This is a genomic window from Arcicella sp. GW822-FHT02H01, assembly GCF_058802005.1.
Genome location: NZ_JBXANT010000001.1, coordinates 1,480,292 through 1,501,324, shown reverse-complemented (window position 1 = coordinate 1,501,324; position 21,033 = coordinate 1,480,292). Strand labels below are relative to the sequence as shown.

The 21,033-nt window shown below is 35.7% G+C and carries 13 protein-coding genes; 10 read left to right on the top strand and 3 right to left on the bottom strand.

What is annotated here, in order from left to right; translation table 11 throughout:
- Positions 1-105 precede the first annotated feature (105 nt).
- The 5 genes from AC1RNE_RS06470 to AC1RNE_RS06450 all read left to right on the top strand — a co-directional run bounded on the left by AC1RNE_RS06470 (position 106) and on the right by AC1RNE_RS06450 (position 3,812).
- On the top strand, positions 106-438 hold the full coding sequence (locus AC1RNE_RS06470) for an ArsR/SmtB family transcription factor (protein WP_492800206.1): 333 nt from the start codon (positions 106-108) through the stop codon (positions 436-438).
- A 40-nt stretch (positions 439-478) separates the two neighbouring features.
- Positions 479-1,090 (top strand): low molecular weight phosphatase family protein, encoded by a 612-nt coding sequence (locus AC1RNE_RS06465; protein ID WP_492800205.1) that lies wholly within the window; start codon positions 479-481, stop codon positions 1,088-1,090.
- A 184-nt stretch (positions 1,091-1,274) separates the two neighbouring features.
- Positions 1,275-1,988 (top strand): metallophosphoesterase family protein, encoded by a 714-nt coding sequence (locus AC1RNE_RS06460; protein ID WP_492800204.1) that lies wholly within the window; start codon positions 1,275-1,277, stop codon positions 1,986-1,988.
- Positions 1,989-2,082: 94 nt separating this feature from the next.
- A complete protein-coding gene (locus AC1RNE_RS06455) occupies positions 2,083-3,213 on the top strand; it encodes a helix-turn-helix domain-containing protein (protein ID WP_492800203.1) in 1,131 nt (376 codons plus the stop codon).
- A 470-nt stretch (positions 3,214-3,683) separates the two neighbouring features.
- Positions 3,684-3,812, top strand: coding sequence for a hypothetical protein (locus AC1RNE_RS06450; protein WP_492800202.1), 129 nt, complete (start codon positions 3,684-3,686; stop codon positions 3,810-3,812).
- A 303-nt stretch (positions 3,813-4,115) separates the two neighbouring features.
- Here the strand turns inward: AC1RNE_RS06450 and AC1RNE_RS06445 are convergent, their stop codons facing one another.
- The 3 genes from AC1RNE_RS06445 to AC1RNE_RS06435 all read right to left on the bottom strand — a co-directional run bounded on the left by AC1RNE_RS06445 (position 4,116) and on the right by AC1RNE_RS06435 (position 11,593).
- Positions 4,116-5,567, bottom strand: coding sequence for a hypothetical protein (locus AC1RNE_RS06445; protein WP_492800201.1), 1,452 nt, complete (start codon positions 5,565-5,567; stop codon positions 4,116-4,118).
- 266 nt (positions 5,568-5,833) lie between these two features.
- The gene (locus tag AC1RNE_RS06440) at positions 5,834-8,371 is read right to left on the bottom strand and encodes a phosphocholine-specific phospholipase C (protein WP_492800200.1); all 2,538 of its coding nucleotides are present in this window, start codon (positions 8,369-8,371) and stop codon (positions 5,834-5,836) included.
- Positions 8,372-8,623: 252 nt separating this feature from the next.
- The gene (locus tag AC1RNE_RS06435; RefSeq protein ID WP_492800199.1) at positions 8,624-11,593 is read right to left on the bottom strand and encodes an FAD-binding and (Fe-S)-binding domain-containing protein; all 2,970 of its coding nucleotides are present in this window, start codon (positions 11,591-11,593) and stop codon (positions 8,624-8,626) included.
- Positions 11,594-12,103: 510 nt separating this feature from the next.
- Between AC1RNE_RS06435 and AC1RNE_RS06430 the strand changes: the two genes are divergently transcribed.
- The 5 genes from AC1RNE_RS06430 (at position 12,104) to AC1RNE_RS06410 (ending at position 21,023) form a co-directional block, all read left to right on the top strand.
- A complete protein-coding gene (locus AC1RNE_RS06430; protein ID WP_492800198.1) occupies positions 12,104-15,151 on the top strand; it encodes a SusC/RagA family TonB-linked outer membrane protein in 3,048 nt (1,015 codons plus the stop codon).
- A gap of 83 nt (positions 15,152-15,234) precedes the next feature.
- Complete coding sequence (locus AC1RNE_RS06425) at positions 15,235-16,767, top strand: RagB/SusD family nutrient uptake outer membrane protein (RefSeq protein ID WP_492800197.1); 1,533 nt, start codon at positions 15,235-15,237, stop codon at positions 16,765-16,767.
- Positions 16,768-16,857: 90 nt separating this feature from the next.
- Complete coding sequence (locus AC1RNE_RS06420) at positions 16,858-17,439, top strand: hypothetical protein (RefSeq protein ID WP_492800196.1); 582 nt, start codon at positions 16,858-16,860, stop codon at positions 17,437-17,439.
- A 48-nt stretch (positions 17,440-17,487) separates the two neighbouring features.
- Positions 17,488-19,887: a TonB-dependent receptor gene (locus AC1RNE_RS06415; RefSeq protein ID WP_492800195.1), complete on the top strand. Its 2,400-nt coding sequence runs from the start codon at positions 17,488-17,490 to the stop codon at positions 19,885-19,887.
- Positions 19,884-21,023, top strand: coding sequence for a DUF4249 domain-containing protein (locus tag AC1RNE_RS06410; protein ID WP_492800194.1), 1,140 nt, complete (start codon positions 19,884-19,886; stop codon positions 21,021-21,023). The genes AC1RNE_RS06415 and AC1RNE_RS06410 overlap by 4 nt, the downstream gene beginning before the upstream one ends.
- Positions 21,024-21,033: the final 10 nt, after the last annotated feature.

The following is a 21,033-nucleotide window of genomic DNA, read 5'->3' as shown; positions in this document are numbered from 1 at the left end:
TAGTGATTAATCAATGATCAAATGGTTATTTTCCTCTTTTCTCTAACTGAGAATTTGTCGTTCTAAAATATATATCGTAATATTACGATATATGAATTGGGAAATATGAGAGCGACTAAATCAGACCACTTCACCGAACGTCAAAATCAATTAGCAATGCTGGCTAAAGCCATCGCACATCCTGCAAGTATTGCCATTCTGGACTATCTAATAAAGGTAGATTCATGTATTTGCGGAGACATCGTAAACGAATTGCCCTTGGCACAAGCAACTATATCACAACATCTAAAGGAGCTAAAGAATGCTGGATTAATTAAAGGTGATATTGAAGGGAATGCCATTTGTTATTGTATCGACGAGAACACATGGAAGAAATTCCAAGATATTTTGAATGCCCTTTTCGATGGTTATACTCCCAAAACCCAATCTTGCTGTTAATAGCTTAGTGCTTTGTTAAAAGCTTAAAATTATTGAAATAATGTATCCTCCAATCAAAAATCTATGCAATGAATTAGTTAATTCATTCGATGCTATTCCTGACCAAAGACAAACTTTGTTGCTAAAAATTAGTAAATACATTCAAGCTAAGAAAGATGCTAACCAGCCTATCCAATTGGTTTATGTATGTACGCACAACTCGAGAAGAAGTCATTTCGGGCAAATTTGGGCAGCCGTTTCGGCATCCTATTATGGTGTGCAAAATGTAAAAACCTATTCTGGCGGCACAGAAGCCACAGCTTTTAATATCAATGCTATTAATGCACTGAAAAGAACAGCCTTTTTAATTGAAAGTAGTGACAATACTAACAATCCTGTTTATACCGTGCGGTTTAGTGAAAATGAAAGCACTACTTGTTTTTCAAAGGTTTATAATGATGCCGTAAATCCACAAGAACATTTTGCTGCCATCATGACTTGCTCGGATGCAGAAGAAAACTGTCCTTTTATCCCTGGCGTAGAACTGCGAATAGGGACTACTTACGACGACCCCAAGGCTTTTGATAATACACCACTTCAAGATGTTAAATATGAAGAACGGTCGCGTCAGATTGCCCAAGAAACCCTTTTTGTCTTTTCAAATATTCAATAAATAGTTATTCCTTTATTAATTTACTTTTTCATCATATTTGTACTAATTAACAATAGTAGAGAGGCTTTTACAAGTGGAATAGGTCCTTTGGTAGAAGTTCCTGCTTTGATTGCATTGGTAAATTTAGCCTTTTGGTTTAGGAAAAAATATTATTCAACAGAAGCTCAACTACAATCATAAACGTATGAAAATTGCCTTATTCAGTGATATACATGCCAATGTGCTTGCTTTAGATGCTTTCTTTGTAGACCTAGAAGAGCAAAAACCTGATGCCATTTATTGCTTGGGCGATTTGATAGGATACCATATTTGGCCAAATGAAGTAATTGAAGCCATTAAATCAAGAAGAATTGCTACGCTAGCGGGCAATCATGACATAAAAGTTACGCTACCTTTTGAATCAGCAAATGAAATAACGGCGAGTACTTATGCCTATGATATCATACAAAAACAACATCGTGAATACCTGTTGTCGTTACCATATCATATCCGACTATCGTTCTTTATTCAAGGCAAAGAAAAGCAAATGCTGATGGTACATGCTAGTCCGAGAAGTATTACCGAGTATATCTTGCCAGATATGAATGAAGATGATGTAGATGCCATCATGGTGGAGGCCAAGGCCGATATTTTATGTTTTGGACATTCGCATAAACCATATCATCGGGTAATAGAGCGAGATGGTAAGAAAAAACATATCATTAATATAGGTTCCTTAGGCAAACCCAAAGACGGAGATATTAGGGGGTGTTATGTACTACTAACAGTCCATCCCGATTCATCAGAGATTGAAGTTGTTTTTAAGCGTGTAAAATATGACGTAGAAAAAGCAGCGGTGGCACTTATACAAAGCCCTTTACCTAACGAACTGGCAGACAGATTGCGTGGAGCTTATTGAGCTTTCCGTATCAATACATCATAAAACACAAAATTTGTGTAAATTTGATTTTGGACTTTATTGAAATACTGAGTTTTAAAATCGATTGAACAAAATGCTTTTTAATTGGATTGGCTTTGGGAGTGTTTTATTTTTACTGGGCTTGGCTATTTTCTTTCTGAAAAACCGACATAATAATGCGGAAAGTAATCTTTATTTGGGCTTACTTTTTCTACTTCAAGCCATAAGCAATCTGCATTTTTTTGCTTTCCGACTATCTGATATTATTAATCATATTCCTTACTTTATTCATTTTAGCGCAGGGTTTCGGTTTCTTTGGGGGGTATTATTATACTTTTTTGTAAAGACTTATACAGGCAAAACGATAAAATATCAGGGCATTACTTATCTACATTTTGTGCCTGCCATTGTCGCTACCGTTTTCTTTTATGGTAAACTATTCTTTATTCCTACTAACGAAATTCATCAGTATGTAACACTCATCAAGCTTGATAAACACCCCGTCAACAGACCTTATCATTTACTACTATATCTTTCAAATGTTTCCTATTTGGTAGCTTCTTTGGTTGCATTGTTAAAATATCGCTTAGCATTAACAACTTATTTCTCGAATATCGAAAAACTAAGACTGGTTTGGCTATTTAATATTTTACTTTTTTTGATGATTTTCCACTTCGTATTGCCCTTAGGATATGGACTGATAAGTATCAAGTTTTTCCCTTATGTGCCACTGATGCAATTGCCAATTTTAAGCTTCGTTGCTTGGAAAGCTTATGCTCATCCAGAGTTATTTACAACCATTGAAACTTTTTCAGAAGAAATACATCAAAAGGAAATCCAAAAATTGGATGAAACAAAAGTCGTTGTAGCCATGCCAATGCTTGATGATAGTTTTATCAATACTTTACTCCAGTTTATGGAGGTTAACAAACCTTATTTGAATGCTGAACTTACTATTAAGATACTCTCAGACGATTTAGAGATTCCTAGCTATCAATTATCCAAAATCTTGAATCAGCATTTCCAAAAAAACTTCTTTGATTTTGTGAATACTTATCGGGTAGAAGAAGCCAAAAAGAAATTGATAGCACCCGAATATATGCACCTTACTTTGGAAGGCATAGGGTATGAATGTGGTTTCAATTCAAAATCATCTTTTTATGCAGTCTTTAAAAAATACGCAAGCCAAACCCCAGCAGAATACCGCAAAGAAAAACTGGTGTAATTGAGTGATTGAGTGAGTTGTGAGTTAGTGAATTGTGAATGAGTGATTTTTAGTAGGTATTTTTTTTGAAATTATCCACTAGTTTTATTTAACTCATTTTAACGAATTTACAACTAGCTAATTATCAGTTCACTAACTCTTAATTCACAACCCACTAACTCACAATTATAATAAATCACTCATTCACAATTCACTCAATCACTCAATAAATAAGTGCAGATTTATAAGTTTGGACTCCTTTATTTTTTTGTTTTTATACCCTGTTTCTACCTTTGCCACAGATGCTAGTAAAATATGCCACTTCTTTAAATTCCTAAATATCGTTTCTTTACACAAATCCGCCCACTGTTTTAGATAATTCAATTAGTAGTCCGCACGTTTTTGATAAATTCAATAAAGTAGATGAAAAATAATGGACTAACCTTGTCACCTAAAGATATTTTTTATCGTACTAATGAATAAGTGATGATATGAATAAACGCTTTCAGGTTTCGGTACAAACAAAAAACTATCAGACAGTTTTTCTAATGTATGATACCGACAAGGAAAGTCAAAGAGAAATAGGACTAGTAACGTTAATAAAGACAACAGAAAAGTAGCATAAACTGTCATCTTGTGCAAAAAGAAATCGCTTAAAAGATGATTACAGTATTTTAAATGCTCAGTAAAATTTTAAATATTTAGTGGTTAGGTTTCTAAAACTCTCGTTCACTTGAGCGGGAGTTTTTTGTTTTTTAGGAAATATTATGGTTGCTTGAAATTAAACTAACAATGATATTTCTGAGGAAGAAGCTTCTATATTATATCCTCAAAATTCATTTTCTATTAGCTGGTGACTTAAGTCACCAGCTAATAGAAAATGAAGAATCGAAAATTTTAAGGGAAATATATTTAAAATACCCCTACTTCCTCAACAAACACTTCTCAAAAAAAGAACCATTCTTCAAAGAGTATTCCAACACAGCCGTGCTATCGCCATACATTACTTGTTGGAAAGATAACATATTATGCAATTGTCGATAGTCCGCTTCTACGATGGTAGTCTGTGGTTTTGAAGGCAACATACTTTTGTAAACTTGATGTAAAGTAGGCAATGTATTAATCAAAAAGAATGCAATGCCCAACCAATAAAATGTTTTGCGACTACGGTGATGCACAAAGACATAAGCAATAGCTACCGTAAGAATGAGCATAGCAGGAATAGAAGCCCTAATGTTTAAATCGTTAGCAATGCCAATTTGATACAAGGGTATAATGATGAGAAACAACAATGAAACCCCTACCATCTTTTTGAAAGGATGCTCGAATTGTCTTAGGAAAAAATACCACGTCAAGAAATTAAAAACGATGTAAAAGAGATAACACCAATACCATTGATTAATCCCCGCTTGCCACATAAATAAGGTATTGCCATGATTTACACCTTGTGTACTTAGAAAGTAGATCATTAGTGGGCTAAAAGCTATTACTATCATTATCTTTAGTAATATACTTTTCCATTGAAAGAATATCGACCAATTACTTAAATAATAATACAATACAAAAGGGAAAATACCAATGCTTGCTAGCGGACTCCAATACATGGTGGCTAATAACATCAATAAGATTTCATCTAAATTTACTTTCTTTACAAGGTTGGCTTCTAACATAAAACACGCACCCAAGCAAGCAGGTAAAATATGTTGTGGGGCTAAAGAAAATCCATCCCAAAAAGATGGACGCATTAGCCAGAAAGCATTGAGTTTTACATGATAGGGAGGATAGATATAAGTCTGAAAATCTAGCCAATAAATGACTTTATAACATAGCCAAGCATTTGAAAACAATATGATTACAGCAATAGCCATAATCCTGTATTTATCTAAAAAAGTACTTGCCCACACAAATACCAAGAAAGTGCCAGTGGTACTCCAAATCAAAGAAATATACCGACAATATTCTAACCCAACGAGTTTTCCCAAGCCTGCTGTAGGTAAATAATAGCCCAGATAATAGCACATATAAACCTTAAATGTTGGATAATACAAAGGCCATTGATTTTGGACAAGGTCACGGTATTTTAGGTTATTTGCCATGAAATCAATCGATTGCTCTCTGAATTCACCGATACCCACTAATAAATTAATAACTAAAGCAAGGATAAAAGCTACAAAAACCGTAAGCCAAGAGAGTGGATTTTTCAGCGTACGAAAATCATTAGATTGAAGATTTTTAAGATACTGAAAAGCAAAAATACTAATTATCAAGCAAGCAGAGATACCAATTTCAAGCTTTACCCATGTCAGTAAAAAAAGGTAAGTAGGAATCAATAAATAAACCAGCGAGCTAATTTTTAAGAGTTTTATGATTTTCATGCTGAGTAGGTTGAGCAAATTTTCTCTAAAATTAAGGTGTAGAATAGTTTTTGTAACATTAAGCTTAACTTTTTCTAATCTAATATTAATTAGGGTGTGGCTTGTGAAGATGTTAGCTAAGGATTGGCTGTAAGGATTTTAGATTAGACAACTTTTGAAACTTGTCTAATCTTTGGATAGGATAATATAATTATAAAAATGGTTTTGTATTACAAATACTGATGGCATGACTTCAAGTCATGCCATCAGGGAATAGCCAATAAAGCCTATACTACTTGCCCCATAGCTGGGTCAGTATAGCTTTCTTTCCCAGTTTCAATGTGTCCTGCATAGCGTTGTTCAAAGGTTAAGTTCCCTTCAATTTTTACTGAAACGTCATACCACGCATGACTTTTTGCTAAATCTAAAGTAACAGACACCGTTTTGCCTTTGGCTACTTCTACTACTTTTTTGCCTGTCTTATAGCTCATATCCTCAATGACAAAACGAAGCGTTTGTGAGTCATTATTTTTTAGCATCAAGACAGCATTTCCTGTTAAACTTGGTTTAGTGCCTTGATACGTTAGTGTCGTTTCACCCTTAGAACTTGTCGCATTTCCTTTAAAACATCTAAAGAAACCATTTGGGCCATACACCTCTATATGATATTGATTATCACCAAAATCACTTAATTGCCAACTATCCTTTAATATATCTCCAGCCTTTACAGCGTAGTTGCGTGTATGTAATTCATCTTTTTGGGCTAACGATTGACGAGCATAAACTATAAAGGCAGCACCCGCTGATTTTGTGCCAAATACTTTATTATCAGCCGAAAAAGTAATATCAAAAGATTTTTTATCAGCACTCAAACTACCTTCTACATATAATTCATAAGGCAAAGCACAAGCTTTACGAATACCTTTTTCTTGTTTAGGCATCAGGTCAGATGCAGTGCCTTTTGTATTAGCTTCGCTGATTTCTGTAGCCGATAAAGCCTTGAAATTAGACGGTACATTTTTAAATTTAGCTTTATGTACGCTTTGAATAAATGGCTCTTTTTCAACAAAAGTAGGGAGCGCTATTTTCTCTCCATTGTAAGGTTTAAACACCGAGGTTAAATCTCCACAGATGGTCCTTCTCCATTCCGAAATGTTTTCTTCTTTGATATTTTTCTTCGTTTTTTTACTCAGAAATTTCTCTAAAAACTGTAGGATAGAAGTATGGTCGAATATCTCAGAACATACATTGCCTCCTCTGCTCCAAGGCGAAGCAATTACTAAAGGGACTCTAAAACCTAAACCGATAGCACCATCACGGGTTTCGGTTTCTGGGTTTTTATAACCTCGCTTTTTCTCATCATTAATATTCACTTGTTCTACCGACACATCAATGCCCGAAGATACTTTACCAGTATTAGCTATTTTATGGTGCGGAGGAAGGAAAGGAGGAATATGGTCGAAATAACCATCGTTTTCATCGTACGCTAAAATGAAAATAGTTTTCTTCCAAACCTCAGGATTTTGCGTAAGAATATCCATCACTTCTGATAAATACCAAGCTCCATACCACGGAGCACCAGGGTGGTCAGAGAAGTTTTCAGGAGCAACTAGCCAAGTAACAGCAGGTAATTGGTTCTTGGTTACATCTTGTCTGAACTGATGTAAGACATCACCTTTAGGAACTTCTAGTTTTCTGGCTGTGCCATTGTCAGTATATTCTAATGACGTAAGCTCGTGAAAATGTGGGTCGTTTCGGTTGTTGGTAAATGCTTTCTGGTGGATGTTTTTCTGGAAAGTAGAAAGCTTTGCAAAATTCTCTGGTGTATAATTAACAATATCTTCCTGAGCAATTTTTAAGTACATTTTCTTCTGTGCCAAAGCCCTTTCAGCTTTTTTCAAAGCATCGCTACCCGCAGCAAGTTTAGGAATTTCGCTAGTCAGTTTTTCGATTTCTTTTGGTAAAAACTTCACTACTTCCTGAATATAGCGATAATATTCAGGTGAAAATTTTACTTGATATTGCTCAAACCATTCAATAGGGTTATCTGTAAAATTAGCTAACCAAGCATCGCCTTCCCCCTCTAAGCCCGTAGGCAAACTAATTTCATTTTGATAAATTTTCCAAGAAATCCCGTTTTCTTCCAAGCGTTCAGGAAACGTTTTCCATTTTGCCCATTTACCATAATCAAGGTCTTCATTTTTAACATTGGCTTTTGAAGAAAAATCTTGTTGCTCACGAATCGTGCCCGTCCATAAATATAAACGATTGGGCGTAGTGCCTGTTAATGAAGAACAAAAATTTTGATCACATACCGTAAAAGCATCTGCCAAAGCATAATAAAAAGGAATATCCTCACGATTATAATAACCCAATGTCAGGGGTAAATCTTTATATTCTTTATGCCCAGACTGTTTTACATGAAGCCATTTGTCATTTTTACCACCGTTCAGGGCATCCACTTGATTCTCCCAAGAGTGTGGCAATGAACTCATCCAAGTGGCATTAGAATCTCTCAGGTTTAAACGGAAAGGAGCAAAGGTTTCACCTTTTTCGTTTTGTTGTAACCACACTTTATTTTTACTAGGCAGGGTAATAGCACGCGGGTCGTTAAAACCACGCACTCCTTGTAAAGTACCAAAACAATGGTCAAACGAACGGTTTTCTTGCATCAAAATCACGACATGTTCAGCATCCCAGAAAGTACTTCCTTCGGCAGGGTTAATGGCCATTGCTTTTTGAATAGAAGCGGGCAACATTCCTAGAAAACTTGCCCCACTAGCTAATACTGACGCTTTTTTGATAAACTCTCTTCTTGATTCCATGTGTTGATTTTGTTATTGGCTATCAGAATTCGGATGTTGGCAATCTGAAAATAACTTAGATTACTTATAACCGTTTTCTTCAAAAGTAGGTTGATTTTACCACAAAGATAGAGGAGGGAAAAGGATTAAACTGTACTGATATATTATTGCTTTGTTAAGGAAATAGAAAACCTTTTAAAATGCAAACGGTAACCACAAGGGCTACCGCTACATATTATAAATAATTGATTTTAGTTGATAAAAGAATAATATCTACACCAAAGCCTCAAACAAAATCTCAACAGCGTGTTTGGCCGTTCTGCCTGTACCATCATGAATTTGGTGACGACAACTTGTACCAGAAGCGGCTATAATTACATCTTCACCTTGCTGACGAATCGTTGGAAAAAGTACCAATTCGCCTACTTGGTTCGATAGTTCAAAGTGTTCTTTTTCATAACCAAAAGAACCCGCCATACCACAACATCCTGAAGGAATAATCTGTACTTCATAGTTTTCAGGTAACGAAAGGGTTTTCTTCGCAGGTACCAAACTAGATAATGCCTTTTGCTGACAATGTCCATGCAGTTTAATCAAACGTTTCTCCGTAGTAAATACCTTTTTAGAAATACGTTTAGCATCAATTTCTTTGGCTAAAAATTCTTCAATCATAAAGACATTTTTAGCTAAAGCTTTAGCCGCATCCACTAAATCATCATTTACCAAATCAGGATATTCATCACGGAAAGTAAGAATTGCCGAAGGTTCAATACCTATCAAAGGTATTTCTGCTGTAATTACATCTTTTAAAAGGCTAACGTTTTTATTAGCCAATTTCTTAGCATCATCTAACAAGCCTTTTGATAACTGCGGACGTCCAGATTCTGCATGATTAGGAATGATTACCTCATAACCCAAGCGATTCAACAACTTAACGGCAGTAATACCAATTTCAACATCGTTATAGTTAGTAAACTCATCAATAAATAAGAATACTTGCTTTGACTTCACTCCTTCAGCAAGGGGAGTGATTGTTTGAGACATTGTAGGATTGAGATTTTTACCAGCCCACTTCTTCAAAGTAGTGTCCGCCAACAAAGGCATCGTTCTGTCAGGGTGAAAACCTACTACAGTATTGGCAATTTTACGAAGAGCAGGCGTATCAAAAATAAAGTTATAAGCCCACGGCACATAAGACGCCACCTTTGAAAGGGAAGAAAAATTTGCTACCAAGCGACTACGAATCGGTACACCATTTTCTTTATAATATTGGTGCAAAAATTCCATTTTCAATTTCGCTACATCCACATTTGATGGACATTCGCCTTTACAACCTTTGCAAGCCAAACATAAATCAAATACTTCCTTGATTTCTTCGTGATTGAAGCGATTGGCTTTATCCGAATGCGTTAAAAATTCACGAAGAATGTTGGCTCTAGCACGGGTAGTTTCTTTTTCGTTACGAGTTGCCATGTACGATGGACACATCGTTCCACCCGAAGCAGGCGTTTTCCTACAATCCCCTGAACCATTACACTGCTCGGCATGCTGTAAAATATTTTGGTCTTGGAAACGGAAAGTCGTTTTAAATGCTGGGGTTTCTTGTCCGGGAGTATAGCGTAAAAACGTATCCATTGGAGGCGTATCCACAATCTTGTTAGGATTAAACACATTGTATGGATCCCAAGTACGCTTTACTTCCTTCATCAATTCGTAGTTATGGTCACCCACCATTTGTTTGATGAACTCTCCACGCAAACGCCCGTCGCCATGTTCACCCGAAAGCGAACCTTTGTATTTTTTTACCAACGTCGCAATCTGCTCGGCAATCAAACGAAATTGCTTATTTCCTTCAATTGTCTTTAAATTGATAATCGGACGTAAGTGAATTTCGCCAGAACCTGCATGGGCATAATGTACAGAATACATATCATTAGCAGTCAGAATCTCATTGAATTCACGGATAAAATCTGGTAAATCGTTTACATCCACGGCAGTATCTTCAATAACAGCCACGGCTTTTTCATCACCTGGAAGGTTAGACAATAAGCCTAATCCTGCTTTTCTAAGATTCCAAACCTTTTTGGTGTCTTCACCATATATCACAGGGAAATGATAACCCAAACCAGCCGCACGCATTTCTGCTTCCATGGCTTTAGCTTGTATCTCAATATCTTCTTTATTATCAGAACGCAATTCTACTACCAATAAAGCTCCTGGGTCGCCTAATACAAAGAAACGGTTTTGACTGTGTTCTACACTTGCTTTGGTACATTCCAAAATATAGTGGTCAATCAATTCCGAAGCCGAAGGCTTGTATTTTAAGGCAATCAAATTAGCCCTTAATGACTCCTCTACATTATTAAAATGCACGCAAACCAAGCCTATTTCTTTAGGAGGTAAATCGTTTACATGCAATTTGATTTCTGTCAAAAAGCAAAGTGTACCCTCTGACCCAGCAATCAATTCACAGAAATTGAAAGGCTTGCCTCCTTCAGTATAAGGCTCGCAATTCAATAACATATCTAAGGCATAGCCCGTATTTCTTCTTTCAATGGTTGGTTTAGGAAATTCATTCTTGATTTCCGCCTGATTTTTTTCATCTGAAAGCACCTGATTGGTTTTCAAATAAATTTTGTCCAACAAAGTAGCCGACCCATTTTTACTTCGTGCCGACTCAACAAGTGCGTTAAACTCGTTTAAGCTATCACTTTTGAAAACCACATCAGTTCCATCCGCTAAAATAGCTTTTACTTCCATCAAATGCTCGCGGGTAGAACCATACACTACCGAGTTTGAACCACAAGAGTTATTACCCACCATCCCGCCAATCATGGCACGGTTGGCTGTAGATGTTTCTGGTCCAAAAAACAGACCATGTTTTTTAAGTTCTATATTCAGTACGTCGCGTACTACCCCTGGTTGTACTCTTACCCAATGTTCATCCTTGTTGACTTCCAGTATCTTAGTGAAATTCTTAGAGACGTCCACAACGATGCCGTTTCCAACTACTTGGCCCGCCAACGAAGTACCAGCTGTTCGTGGAATAATGGAAGTCTTATTGTCACGAGCGAAATTTATTAATTTTCTAATATCTTCAATCGTTTTCGGAAGTGCCACAGCTTGAGGCATTTCTCTATAGGCCGAAGCATCAGTTGCGTAGAGGGTACGCATGACAGTATCGAAATAGAGTTCACCTTCTAATTGACTGGCAAGTTGAGTAAGAATGTTTGGATTGGTCATTTTTGGATTTTACAAAGAATAATATAGTTTTTCTAAGTTCTCTTTTCAGACTTCAAATTTACCAATAAAATCAATTTGAAACTTAGAAAAATATTTTATTAAGATATTTGTATTGAAAAAGTACAAAAATACATTAATAGAATGTCAATTGAAAATTTAACATTTTTTAACAAAAGAGCCTTTAAGCACTTTATTTGAACAGTTTTGCTAGGGACGATGCTATTGCTTAAGTTTTTAAAATAAGTATAAGTACAATTTTATTGTAAAAATTAAAAAACAAAGAATTAAATTTTTTCCTAAAAAAATTGAATTATAGAAACTTTTTCCTCTACTTTGCAGTGATTTATTAGAGCAATTTTACATTTTTTATTGTGAAAATACCAAAGTTTCATGCTTCGCATCCATTCTCTTTGAAACTTAATAAGCGGTAGTTTTCCTTTCTTTCTCATTAAAAATCTTGTGAAATTACTCTTGATTTCATTAACCATTTTCAAATCTTAACAAAACCTTATGAATAATCATTTTTACAGATGGTTCTGTCGCTCTGTGCGACAAGGTGCAGCATCAAACTCGCTAGTTAAAGTAGTTATGATGGCTGTTGCTATGTTTGTATCTATGGGCGTAAATGCTCAAGATAGAACTATAACTGGTAAAGTAACAGAATCAGGAGACGGTTCAGGATTGCCAGGTGTATCAGTTGCAGTAAAAGGTACAAATAGAGGTACTCAAACAGATGTTAACGGAGCTTATAAGATTTCTGTGCCTAGTAATGCTACATTGGTATTTACTTTTGTAGGTTTCGCAAAGCAAGAAGTTGCAGTAGGAAGCCAAACAGAAGTGAACGTGCAATTAATTTCCGAAACTAAAGCTTTAGACGAAGTAGTGGTAGTAGGTTATGGTACAACTACTAAAAAGGATGCAACAGGTGGTGTTGTAGCTTTAACTTCTAAAGATTTTAACAAAGGTGTTATCGCTTCTCCAGAACAATTATTGCAAGGTCGTGCAGCGGGTGTTCAAATGACACCAAACAGTGGCGAGCCAGGTACTGGTATTAATATCCGTATTCGTGGTACCACTTCAATTCGTTCTGGTAATGGTCCATTATATGTTGTTGATGGTATTCCTTTGGATGGCTCAAGTACAACAGATGGTGCTGACGGTAGTGCTGGTTTCGGTAATGCAGCCGCTAAAAACCCATTGAACTTTATCAACCCTAACGATATTGAAAATATCTCAGTATTGAAAGATGCTTCTGCGGCAGCTATTTATGGTTCTAGAGGTGCAAACGGTGTTGTATTGATTACAACTAAAAAAGGAAAATCAGGACAAAGTAATTTGAACTTCTCGGCAAATACTTCGATTTCAAATAATTACAAGAACTATGACGTAATGTCACCAACTGATTTCTTGAAAAATGCTACAGCTGCTGGCTTAGATGTTTCTAGTAAATTGATTAATGGTGGTGCTACTACAGACTGGCAGAAAGAAGTATATCGCACAGCAATCACTCAAAACTATAACTTGAGTTACGGTGGTGGAAATGATAATACTAACTATTTCTTCTCTTTAGGTTATAACGACCAACAAGGTACAGTGAAAGGAACAGCAATGAACAAGCTTACGGCTCGTATCAATGCTACGCACAAATTGTTTGATAACAAAGTAGTTTTAGCAGTAGCAATGACTACTTCAAGAATTAAAGACAAAAGTGCTGCGATTGGTGGGGACATCGGTTTTGAAGGAAACGTAATCAGTAGATCAATTCAAACAAACCCTACATACCCTATTTATGCTACTGATGGTACATTCTTTACTAATGGTACGCCTGCTTTCCGTAACCCAGTTGCTTTATTAGAACAAATCAGCATTGGTGCTAATACAGGAAGAACTTTGATGAACTTTAGTGGAATATGGAACATTACTAAAGATTTATTTTACAAAGCTAACTTTGGTTTAGATAATTCAGATGCAGTAAGTAGAACAGCTGTTCTACCAGGTGCTATAGGTTTTGCAAACAGTATTGCTGGTAACCAAGGTTATGCTAGAATTGCTAACCGTTATATTACTACTACTACAATCGAGCATACTTTAAATTATAAAAATGTAATAGGAAAATCTAAATTGGATGCTCTTGCTGGTTTCTCATATCAGAAATTCGAAAACCAAAGCAATTATGTACAAGCAAATTACTTTATTGCTGTTCCTGGTAGTGATTTAACAAATAATATAGGCTTTGTAGATAATAGCGGAACAAATAAGGCATATACAGGTGGTTCAGGAAAAGGACAAAGTGAGTTACAGTCTTATTTTGGACGTGTAAATTACACATACAATGAAAAATATTTGTTAACAGCTACCCTTCGTGTGGATGGTTCATCTAAATTTGGTATCAATAACAAATATGGTTATTTTCCATCTTTTGGTGCTGCTTGGCGTCTATCTAACGAATCATTCATTCCAAAAGAGATTTTCTCTGACTTGAAATTAAGAACTGGTTATGGTATCACTGGTAACCAAGAGTTTCCAACAAATACTTCTTTGGCTACTTATGCTCCTAATTCTGGAGGAGGGAACGTATCTAAAGAAAATGTTCCTAACCCAGATATTAAATGGGAAACAACTACTGCTTATGGGGTAGGTCTTGACTTTGCTTTATTGAAGGGTAAGTTATCGGGTACGGTTGATTATTTCAACAAAAGTACTGATAACCTATTGTTCCCTTTTGCCGCAGCTAACCCTGAAACTGCAACAACGAGATGGAGCAATATTCCTGCTGATATTAGAAACACAGGGGTTGAATTTAGTTTAAATTACCAAATCTTATCAGGTAAGAAATTAGATTGGGAAGTGATGGTTAACAGTACTTTCTTGAAAAACAACGTTGCTAGATTAGATGTTGCTACGATCCAAACAGGTAACTTGTACGGTCAAGGTTTATCAGGTGCTTATATTCAACCAATTACTCAAGGATATCCATTATATGGTTTCTTCTTACAGGATTTTAAAGGATATGATGCTAATGGTAATACCATCTTAGGTGCTGAGAAAACATACAAAGGAAGTCCATTCCCTTCAATGACTTGGGGTTTAACTAACAACTTTACTTTTGGAGCTTGGAATGCAAGTTTATTCATCAACGGTCAGTCAGGTGGTTACATTTACAACAACACTGCTAACGCTGTATTGAACAGAGCTTCGTTGAAACAAGGTAATAACGTTACTTACCAAACCCTTTCAAGTACTACAGGTCAAGCTTATGGGGATGCACCAGTGCCTTCTACGTTCTATCTAGAAAAATCTGACTTTATTCGTGTATCTAACTTGTCATTAGGTTATAATGTTAAATTGCCAGCTAATAGCTTTGCTAAATCGCTTAATATTTCATTAACAGGACAGAACTTATTGTTAATCTCTAGCTATACTGGTTTAGATCCTGAAATTACTAACCCAGCAGCTTCAAGAGGTTCAGGTACTAACGCAGTTCCATCTTTAGGTATTGATTATATTTCATATCCAAAAGCAAGAACATTTACTATTGGTCTTAGTGCTAATTTTTAGGAATATTTTAGTGCCAATTCATAACAAAATAGTTTAGTTAAATTGTTTGAATAGTACTTAGTTGAAAAAATCTGAAATATAAAATGAAAAATATAAGAAAAATATTAATTCCTTCATTAATCACTGTATTAATGACTGGAACGATTGGGTGTAGTTCATTAGATGATGCTGTGCTTGATCGTACTAGTAAATCGAATACTGCTGTTGACTTACTACTCAAAGCAACCTATCAAAGTCTAGGAACTTTCACTGACCAAGCTGCAATCTATGCTTTGACAGAACATCCTTCTGATGAGATGCAAGGTCCAACTAGAGGTGCTGACTGGGATGATAATGGTAGATGGAGAAACCTTCATACGCATACTTGGACTAACCAAAGTGATGACGTATTGAACGCTTGGAACAACTTGAACAGAGGCCATGCCTTAGCAAATGAAGTTATTGCTGATACGAGATCAACTAAAAAACAAGTTGCTGAAGCTAAATACTTACGTGCTTTCTACATGTTTTATACAGTAGATATCTTTGGTAAAGTAGCATTTAAAGATTTAGCTAAGCCAAATGATTTACCATTAGGGTTAACACGTAGTCAGGCGACTGACCAAATTATTGCTGATTTAAAAGCCGTAATTGGTGATTTGGATAATGCTTCTGCTACAAATACAGGTTTGGCAACTAAAGAGGCAGTTTCATTCCTTTTGGCTAAAATATATTTGAACAAAGCAGTTTATTCCCAAGATCCAACCAAACCAGCTGGTCCGTTTACCTTTGCTAAAGCTGATATGGATGCTGTGGTTACGTATGCTGATGCTATCATCAATTCAGGGAAATACAGTTTGACCGCAAACTATTTTGACAACTTCCACCCAGACAATAGTACTAAATCAAAAGAATTAATTTTTGTGATTCCAAATGAAAAAGGAGCTAGTCTTTTAAATAACTCTTCAGTAAGAAACCGTTATTATATGACGTCTCACTATAGTACTATTCCTAGTGGATGGAATGGATTCACTACGTTAGCTGATTTCTATAACAGTTTTGAGCAAAAAGATAGTCGTATAGGTGCTGCTATCCCTGGTTTAACTGATAAAGGTGGTGTTCGTGCTGGGTTCTTGATTGGTCAACAATATGGATTGAATGGTGTAGCGTTATTGGATAGAGAAGGTAAACCATTAGTATTTACTGCTGATGTTGATATTAAAAATGCCAATGAAAGAGCAGGTATTCGTGTAATTAAATATACACCAGATATCACTGATATAGATTCACCAGCCAATGATTATGTATTCTTCCGTTATGCAGATGTTTTATTGATGAAAGCAGAAGCTTTGTTTAGAGGTGGAAATACTTCGGGAGCTTTAACAATTGTTAATAGCTTGAGAACTACTCGTGGCGTTGATCCATTAGCTACTTTAACAGAAGCATCTTTATTAGCAGAACGTGGACGTGAAATGTACTGGGAAGGTTGGAGAAGAAATGACCAAATTCGTTTTGGTAAGTTCTTAGCACCAGTTGATAACCGTGCCGCTACTTCACCTGACTATCGTGTGGTATTCCCTATTCCTCAAAGAGAATTGGAAGTTAATCCGAATTTAACCCAAAACTTTGGTTACTAGAAGATTTGAATATTAATGCAATAAAAAAATGCTCGTACATACGAGCATTTTTTTATTAATCTCATCTGTCAATAAATTTTAAAAAATAGAATGATTAAACGTGTTTATTTATTATCTAAAGTATTTATAGTATTCGTTACTTGCTTTTTTTTAACGGCTTGTTCTTCTGATAAAAGAGAAGAAGAGATTTATCAATCATTAAAGAATAATCAATCTAAGTTCATCTTTAAATTAAATGGTGCAGATTTCTATCATGCGGAAAGTGTTTTTACAGGGCATTTAGAAATTGTTGAACGTTCTTTTACAATCAATTTCTTTGATCAATTTGAAGGAAATACGATGATACATTTTAGTGGGATAGACTGGTATAAAGGTAGACCCATTAAAATACCTATAAAATTAGCCAGTAGCTACTCCAACGTAATGTTTGGTAGAATAAAGGATAAAGCAAATAAACTTGGGGAGGGCTATTTGATGTCAGAAGGAACCATTACTTTCAAAGCACTGACAAAAGAAAGAATAGTGATAAAAATTGAGGGTAAAGCAAAGAAGTATCCTAAAATTGATGCTGATAACCCAACTTATGATGTGCAAGGGTTGGTAGTTTGTAAAAAACCTAAAATCGATTTCTTAGAGATTGATGAGAAAAAAGCATTCTACAGTAAATACTAAAATGATTATAATTTTTCATCGTCAAGCATATTAAATATTGTTTTAGACATGATTTTAACAAAGCCTAATAAGTTTATTGTTTTGTTGATTTTTATACTTTTCTCAAGTACGCTCCTAGCACAACAAAGAAAAGCATATTCATTAAAAGGAAATGTAACAGATGCACTAACAGGTAAGCCTTTAGTAGGTGCTATCATTTCGATAGATTTTAAGAAATCAGGCATTTTAACCGATTCTCTTGGTAATTATTTTCTTCGTATTCCTGAAGACGAATATGTATTGAAAGTATCATATCTGGGCTATAAACCTTTTAGGTTATATATTAAGCTCACTAAAAATACAGTAGTTGATATACAGCTTCAGGATGTTACTAAGCAATTAGAAGAAGTTATCGTATCTAGTATTGCTACCCGAAAGAACATTCTTACGCCTTCGTTGGGGGTTTCTTTACTCAGCATGAAAGGTATCAAGAAAATTCCTGCTATGATGGGCGAAGTAGATATTCTGCGTAGCCTTCAAACCTTGCCAGGGGTGTCGTCGGTAGGGGAAGGTGCCAATGGATTGAACGTGCGTGGTGGAGCTGTTGACCAAAACTTGATTTTCATTGATGATACACCCATTTTCAACCCAACGCATCTTTTTGGATTGTTTTCTATTTTTGCTTCAGATGGTATCCGTGAATTAGAACTATACAAAGGCGGAGTGCCTGCCCGTTTTGGGGGCAGAACAGCATCGGTTTTGGATATTAAAATGATTGACCCAAGTCTGGATAAATTTAAAATTGAAGGCGGAATAGGACCAATATCGAATAGATTATTGTTGGATATTCCCATCGTAAAAAACAAACTATCTGTTTTAGCAGTAGGTCGGGTATCTTACAATGATTTTTGGTTCAAAGCCTTTGCCCCTGATAACATCAAAAATACCAGAGCCAATTTTTATGACATAGCTACCAAGGTATTTTATAAACCTAATAAAAACAATACCATCTCGTTGATGACTTACCTAAGTCATGATTATTATCGGGTAGATTCATTGTTTAGCTTAGAAAACGTAATCGCCAAAGAATCTGAATTCAGATATGGGCATCAAAATGCATCTTTGAAGTGGAACCACTACATTAGTGCGAAAGCGAGTTTTGAACTGATAGCGGCTTTTAGTAAATATAAAACAACTACAGAGTCACCCGATTCAGTTAACCGAATAGATTTAAAGAATAGTATCCAGTACCAAAACTTCAAAGCCAACCTCGATTATGCCTTTACTGAAAAACACAAAGCTAATTTTGGTTTTAGTGCTGTTAGATATGATTTGAGTCCGGGGAGTTTGAATAGAGACATTGTATCGAAAATCTCAAAAGTTGAATTAGAAAAAGAACAAGCATTAGAATTGGCCGTTTATGCTGATGATGAATACAAATTGAATGATAACCTAACCATTCAGTATGGCTTGCGTTATACCCAATTTTTGAATCTAGGACCTATTGAAGTAAGGAAGTATCTGGAAGGTGAACCAAAATCTACCGTCTCGCTGATTTCGACAGAACTAAAAAATGGTGTTGCCAAAAGCTACGGAGGTTTTGAACCAAGATTAACGATGCTGTATGTGTTTAACCCTACGACTAGCCTTAAGCTTGGATATAACAGAATGCAACAGTTTTTACATTTAATTTCTAACAATACCACTCCTTTACCCACTTCTCGGTGGAAAATTTCTGACGAAAACGTATTACCACAAACAAGCGATTTTGCTTCTATAGGCTACTTCAAAACATGGAATGATAATGTTTGGGAAGCATCTTTGGAGACTTATTTCCGTAACATTAACAATGTAGTAGACTATGTGTCGGGTGCGAATTTGCAGTTGAATCAAACCTTGGAAACACAGCTACTGAAAGGGAAAGGACGTTCGTATGGTGCGGAATTGATGATTACTAAAAAGAAGGGAGAGGTAACAGGTTGGTTTAGTTATACTTATGCAAGGTCGTTTATACAAACTACGGGGCAATATCCAGAACAGCGAATTAATGGAGGAAATTGGTATCCTGCCAATTATGATAAACCTCATACTGTTAATATAGTGTTCAATGCTACGCCTGATAAACACAATAGTTTCTCGTTTATTTTTGCCTATAACACTGGTCGCCCGTTTTCGTCGCCAGCGGGTACTTATACGCTCGACGGTCAACAATTGCCTTTGTATTTGAGTAGAAATAATGATAGAATTCCTGATTATCATCGCTTAGATTTTTCTTGGACGATTACCAACCCAAGTATGAAAGAGAAAAGGTGGGAGGGAAGTTGGATTTTTACAGTATATAATATTTATGGACGTTCGAACCCTTATTCCGTATTTTTTACCAACGGTAAAGATGGAACAAAGGTATATCAGCTAAGTGTTTTTGCGAGTCCTTTGGTTTCATTAGCTTATAATTTCAAATTTAAATGAAAGTTGTAAAGCGTCTTATACTATATTTTTTGCTGTTCTCAGTGGGCTTATGGTCTTGTATTACCGAAGTTCGAGACTTTGAACAAATAGATAGTGCCGCTTTTTTGTCAGTAGAAGCTACGATGTCTAACCAAAAAGGACCACATAAAGTAATACTTTCTTTTTCGTCGCCCAGTATTACGATTAATGTAGAAAATGTACCCGTAAAAAATGCACAAGTATTTATTACAGACAATAAAGGAGGAAGAGAAAACCTCACGGAAATGGATAAAGGCATTTATGTGACCTCTGCTACTTATCATGGAATTGTGGGCAATATTTATACTTTGCATATTGATTTACCTAATGGGAAAAAGTATGAATCAAGCCCTGAAATATTAAAAGCTGCTCCAGCTATTGATACCATTAAAACTCAATTTAGCATAAATAATAATTACCCATTAACGGATGCCAGAAGTGTAGGGTTTGATGTAACGCTCGATTTCAAAGATTCACCCGAAACAGCTGATTATTATCAATGGAAATGGACACATTATGAACGTACCGTCTTTTGTGCTAGTTGTGAACGTGGTTACGACTATTCACTAAAGAAATGTAGCATAGAACCGAATTATCCATACGGACAGACTTCTCCAGAATTGGTAAATTATGGCTGTTTAGAACCTTGTTTTGATATTTCGTTCAACGAAACATATAATATATTATCGGATAAACTAATGAATGGTCAGCAAGTGGTGAATTACCCTATTATGCGTGTGCCATATAGTAGCATGAGTATCTATTATTTGAAAATAGAACAACGAGCTATTTCTGAAAAGATGTTTCGGTATTTTAGAAGTATTAAAGATGTTACCCAAGGTTCTGGAACACTTTTTGACGTGCCAGCCGAAACGCAATTTAGTCCGAATATGGTTTCCTTAAGCGACCCTAACGAGAAAATTATTGGTGCTTTTCAGGTGTTTGGTTCACAAGAAAAGATTATCTATGTTAACAGACAAAGAACGGATTATTCACCTGTACGTGTCGTTTATCGCGGACGAGAGTTACCAATACCAACAGGGGGCAGTAGCCCGAAAGCCTATTGTACAGAAAGTAAATACAGAACCAAGACAGAACCTGAAGGTTTTAAAGAATAGCTATGAGCTT

Excerpts from the sequence above, each read along its gene's own strand:
- AC1RNE_RS06470 (WP_492800206.1), top strand. The coding sequence starts at position 106 with ATGAGAGCGACTAAATCAGACCACTTCACCGAACGTCAAAATCAATTA.
- AC1RNE_RS06465 (WP_492800205.1), top strand. The coding sequence starts at position 479 with ATGTATCCTCCAATCAAAAATCTATGCAATGAATTAGTTAATTCATTC.
- AC1RNE_RS06460 (WP_492800204.1), top strand. The coding sequence starts at position 1,275 with ATGAAAATTGCCTTATTCAGTGATATACATGCCAATGTGCTTGCTTTA.
- AC1RNE_RS06455 (WP_492800203.1), top strand. The coding sequence starts at position 2,083 with ATGCTTTTTAATTGGATTGGCTTTGGGAGTGTTTTATTTTTACTGGGC.
- AC1RNE_RS06450 (WP_492800202.1), top strand. The coding sequence starts at position 3,684 with ATGAATAAACGCTTTCAGGTTTCGGTACAAACAAAAAACTATCAGACA.
- AC1RNE_RS06445 (WP_492800201.1), bottom strand. The coding sequence starts at position 5,567 with ATGAAAATCATAAAACTCTTAAAAATTAGCTCGCTGGTTTATTTATTG.
- AC1RNE_RS06440 (WP_492800200.1), bottom strand. The coding sequence starts at position 8,371 with ATGGAATCAAGAAGAGAGTTTATCAAAAAAGCGTCAGTATTAGCTAGT.
- AC1RNE_RS06435 (WP_492800199.1), bottom strand. The coding sequence starts at position 11,593 with ATGACCAATCCAAACATTCTTACTCAACTTGCCAGTCAATTAGAAGGT.
- AC1RNE_RS06430 (WP_492800198.1), top strand. The coding sequence starts at position 12,104 with ATGAATAATCATTTTTACAGATGGTTCTGTCGCTCTGTGCGACAAGGT.
- AC1RNE_RS06425 (WP_492800197.1), top strand. The coding sequence starts at position 15,235 with ATGAAAAATATAAGAAAAATATTAATTCCTTCATTAATCACTGTATTA.
- AC1RNE_RS06420 (WP_492800196.1), top strand. The coding sequence starts at position 16,858 with ATGATTAAACGTGTTTATTTATTATCTAAAGTATTTATAGTATTCGTT.
- AC1RNE_RS06415 (WP_492800195.1), top strand. The coding sequence starts at position 17,488 with ATGATTTTAACAAAGCCTAATAAGTTTATTGTTTTGTTGATTTTTATA.
- AC1RNE_RS06410 (WP_492800194.1), top strand. The coding sequence starts at position 19,884 with ATGAAAGTTGTAAAGCGTCTTATACTATATTTTTTGCTGTTCTCAGTG.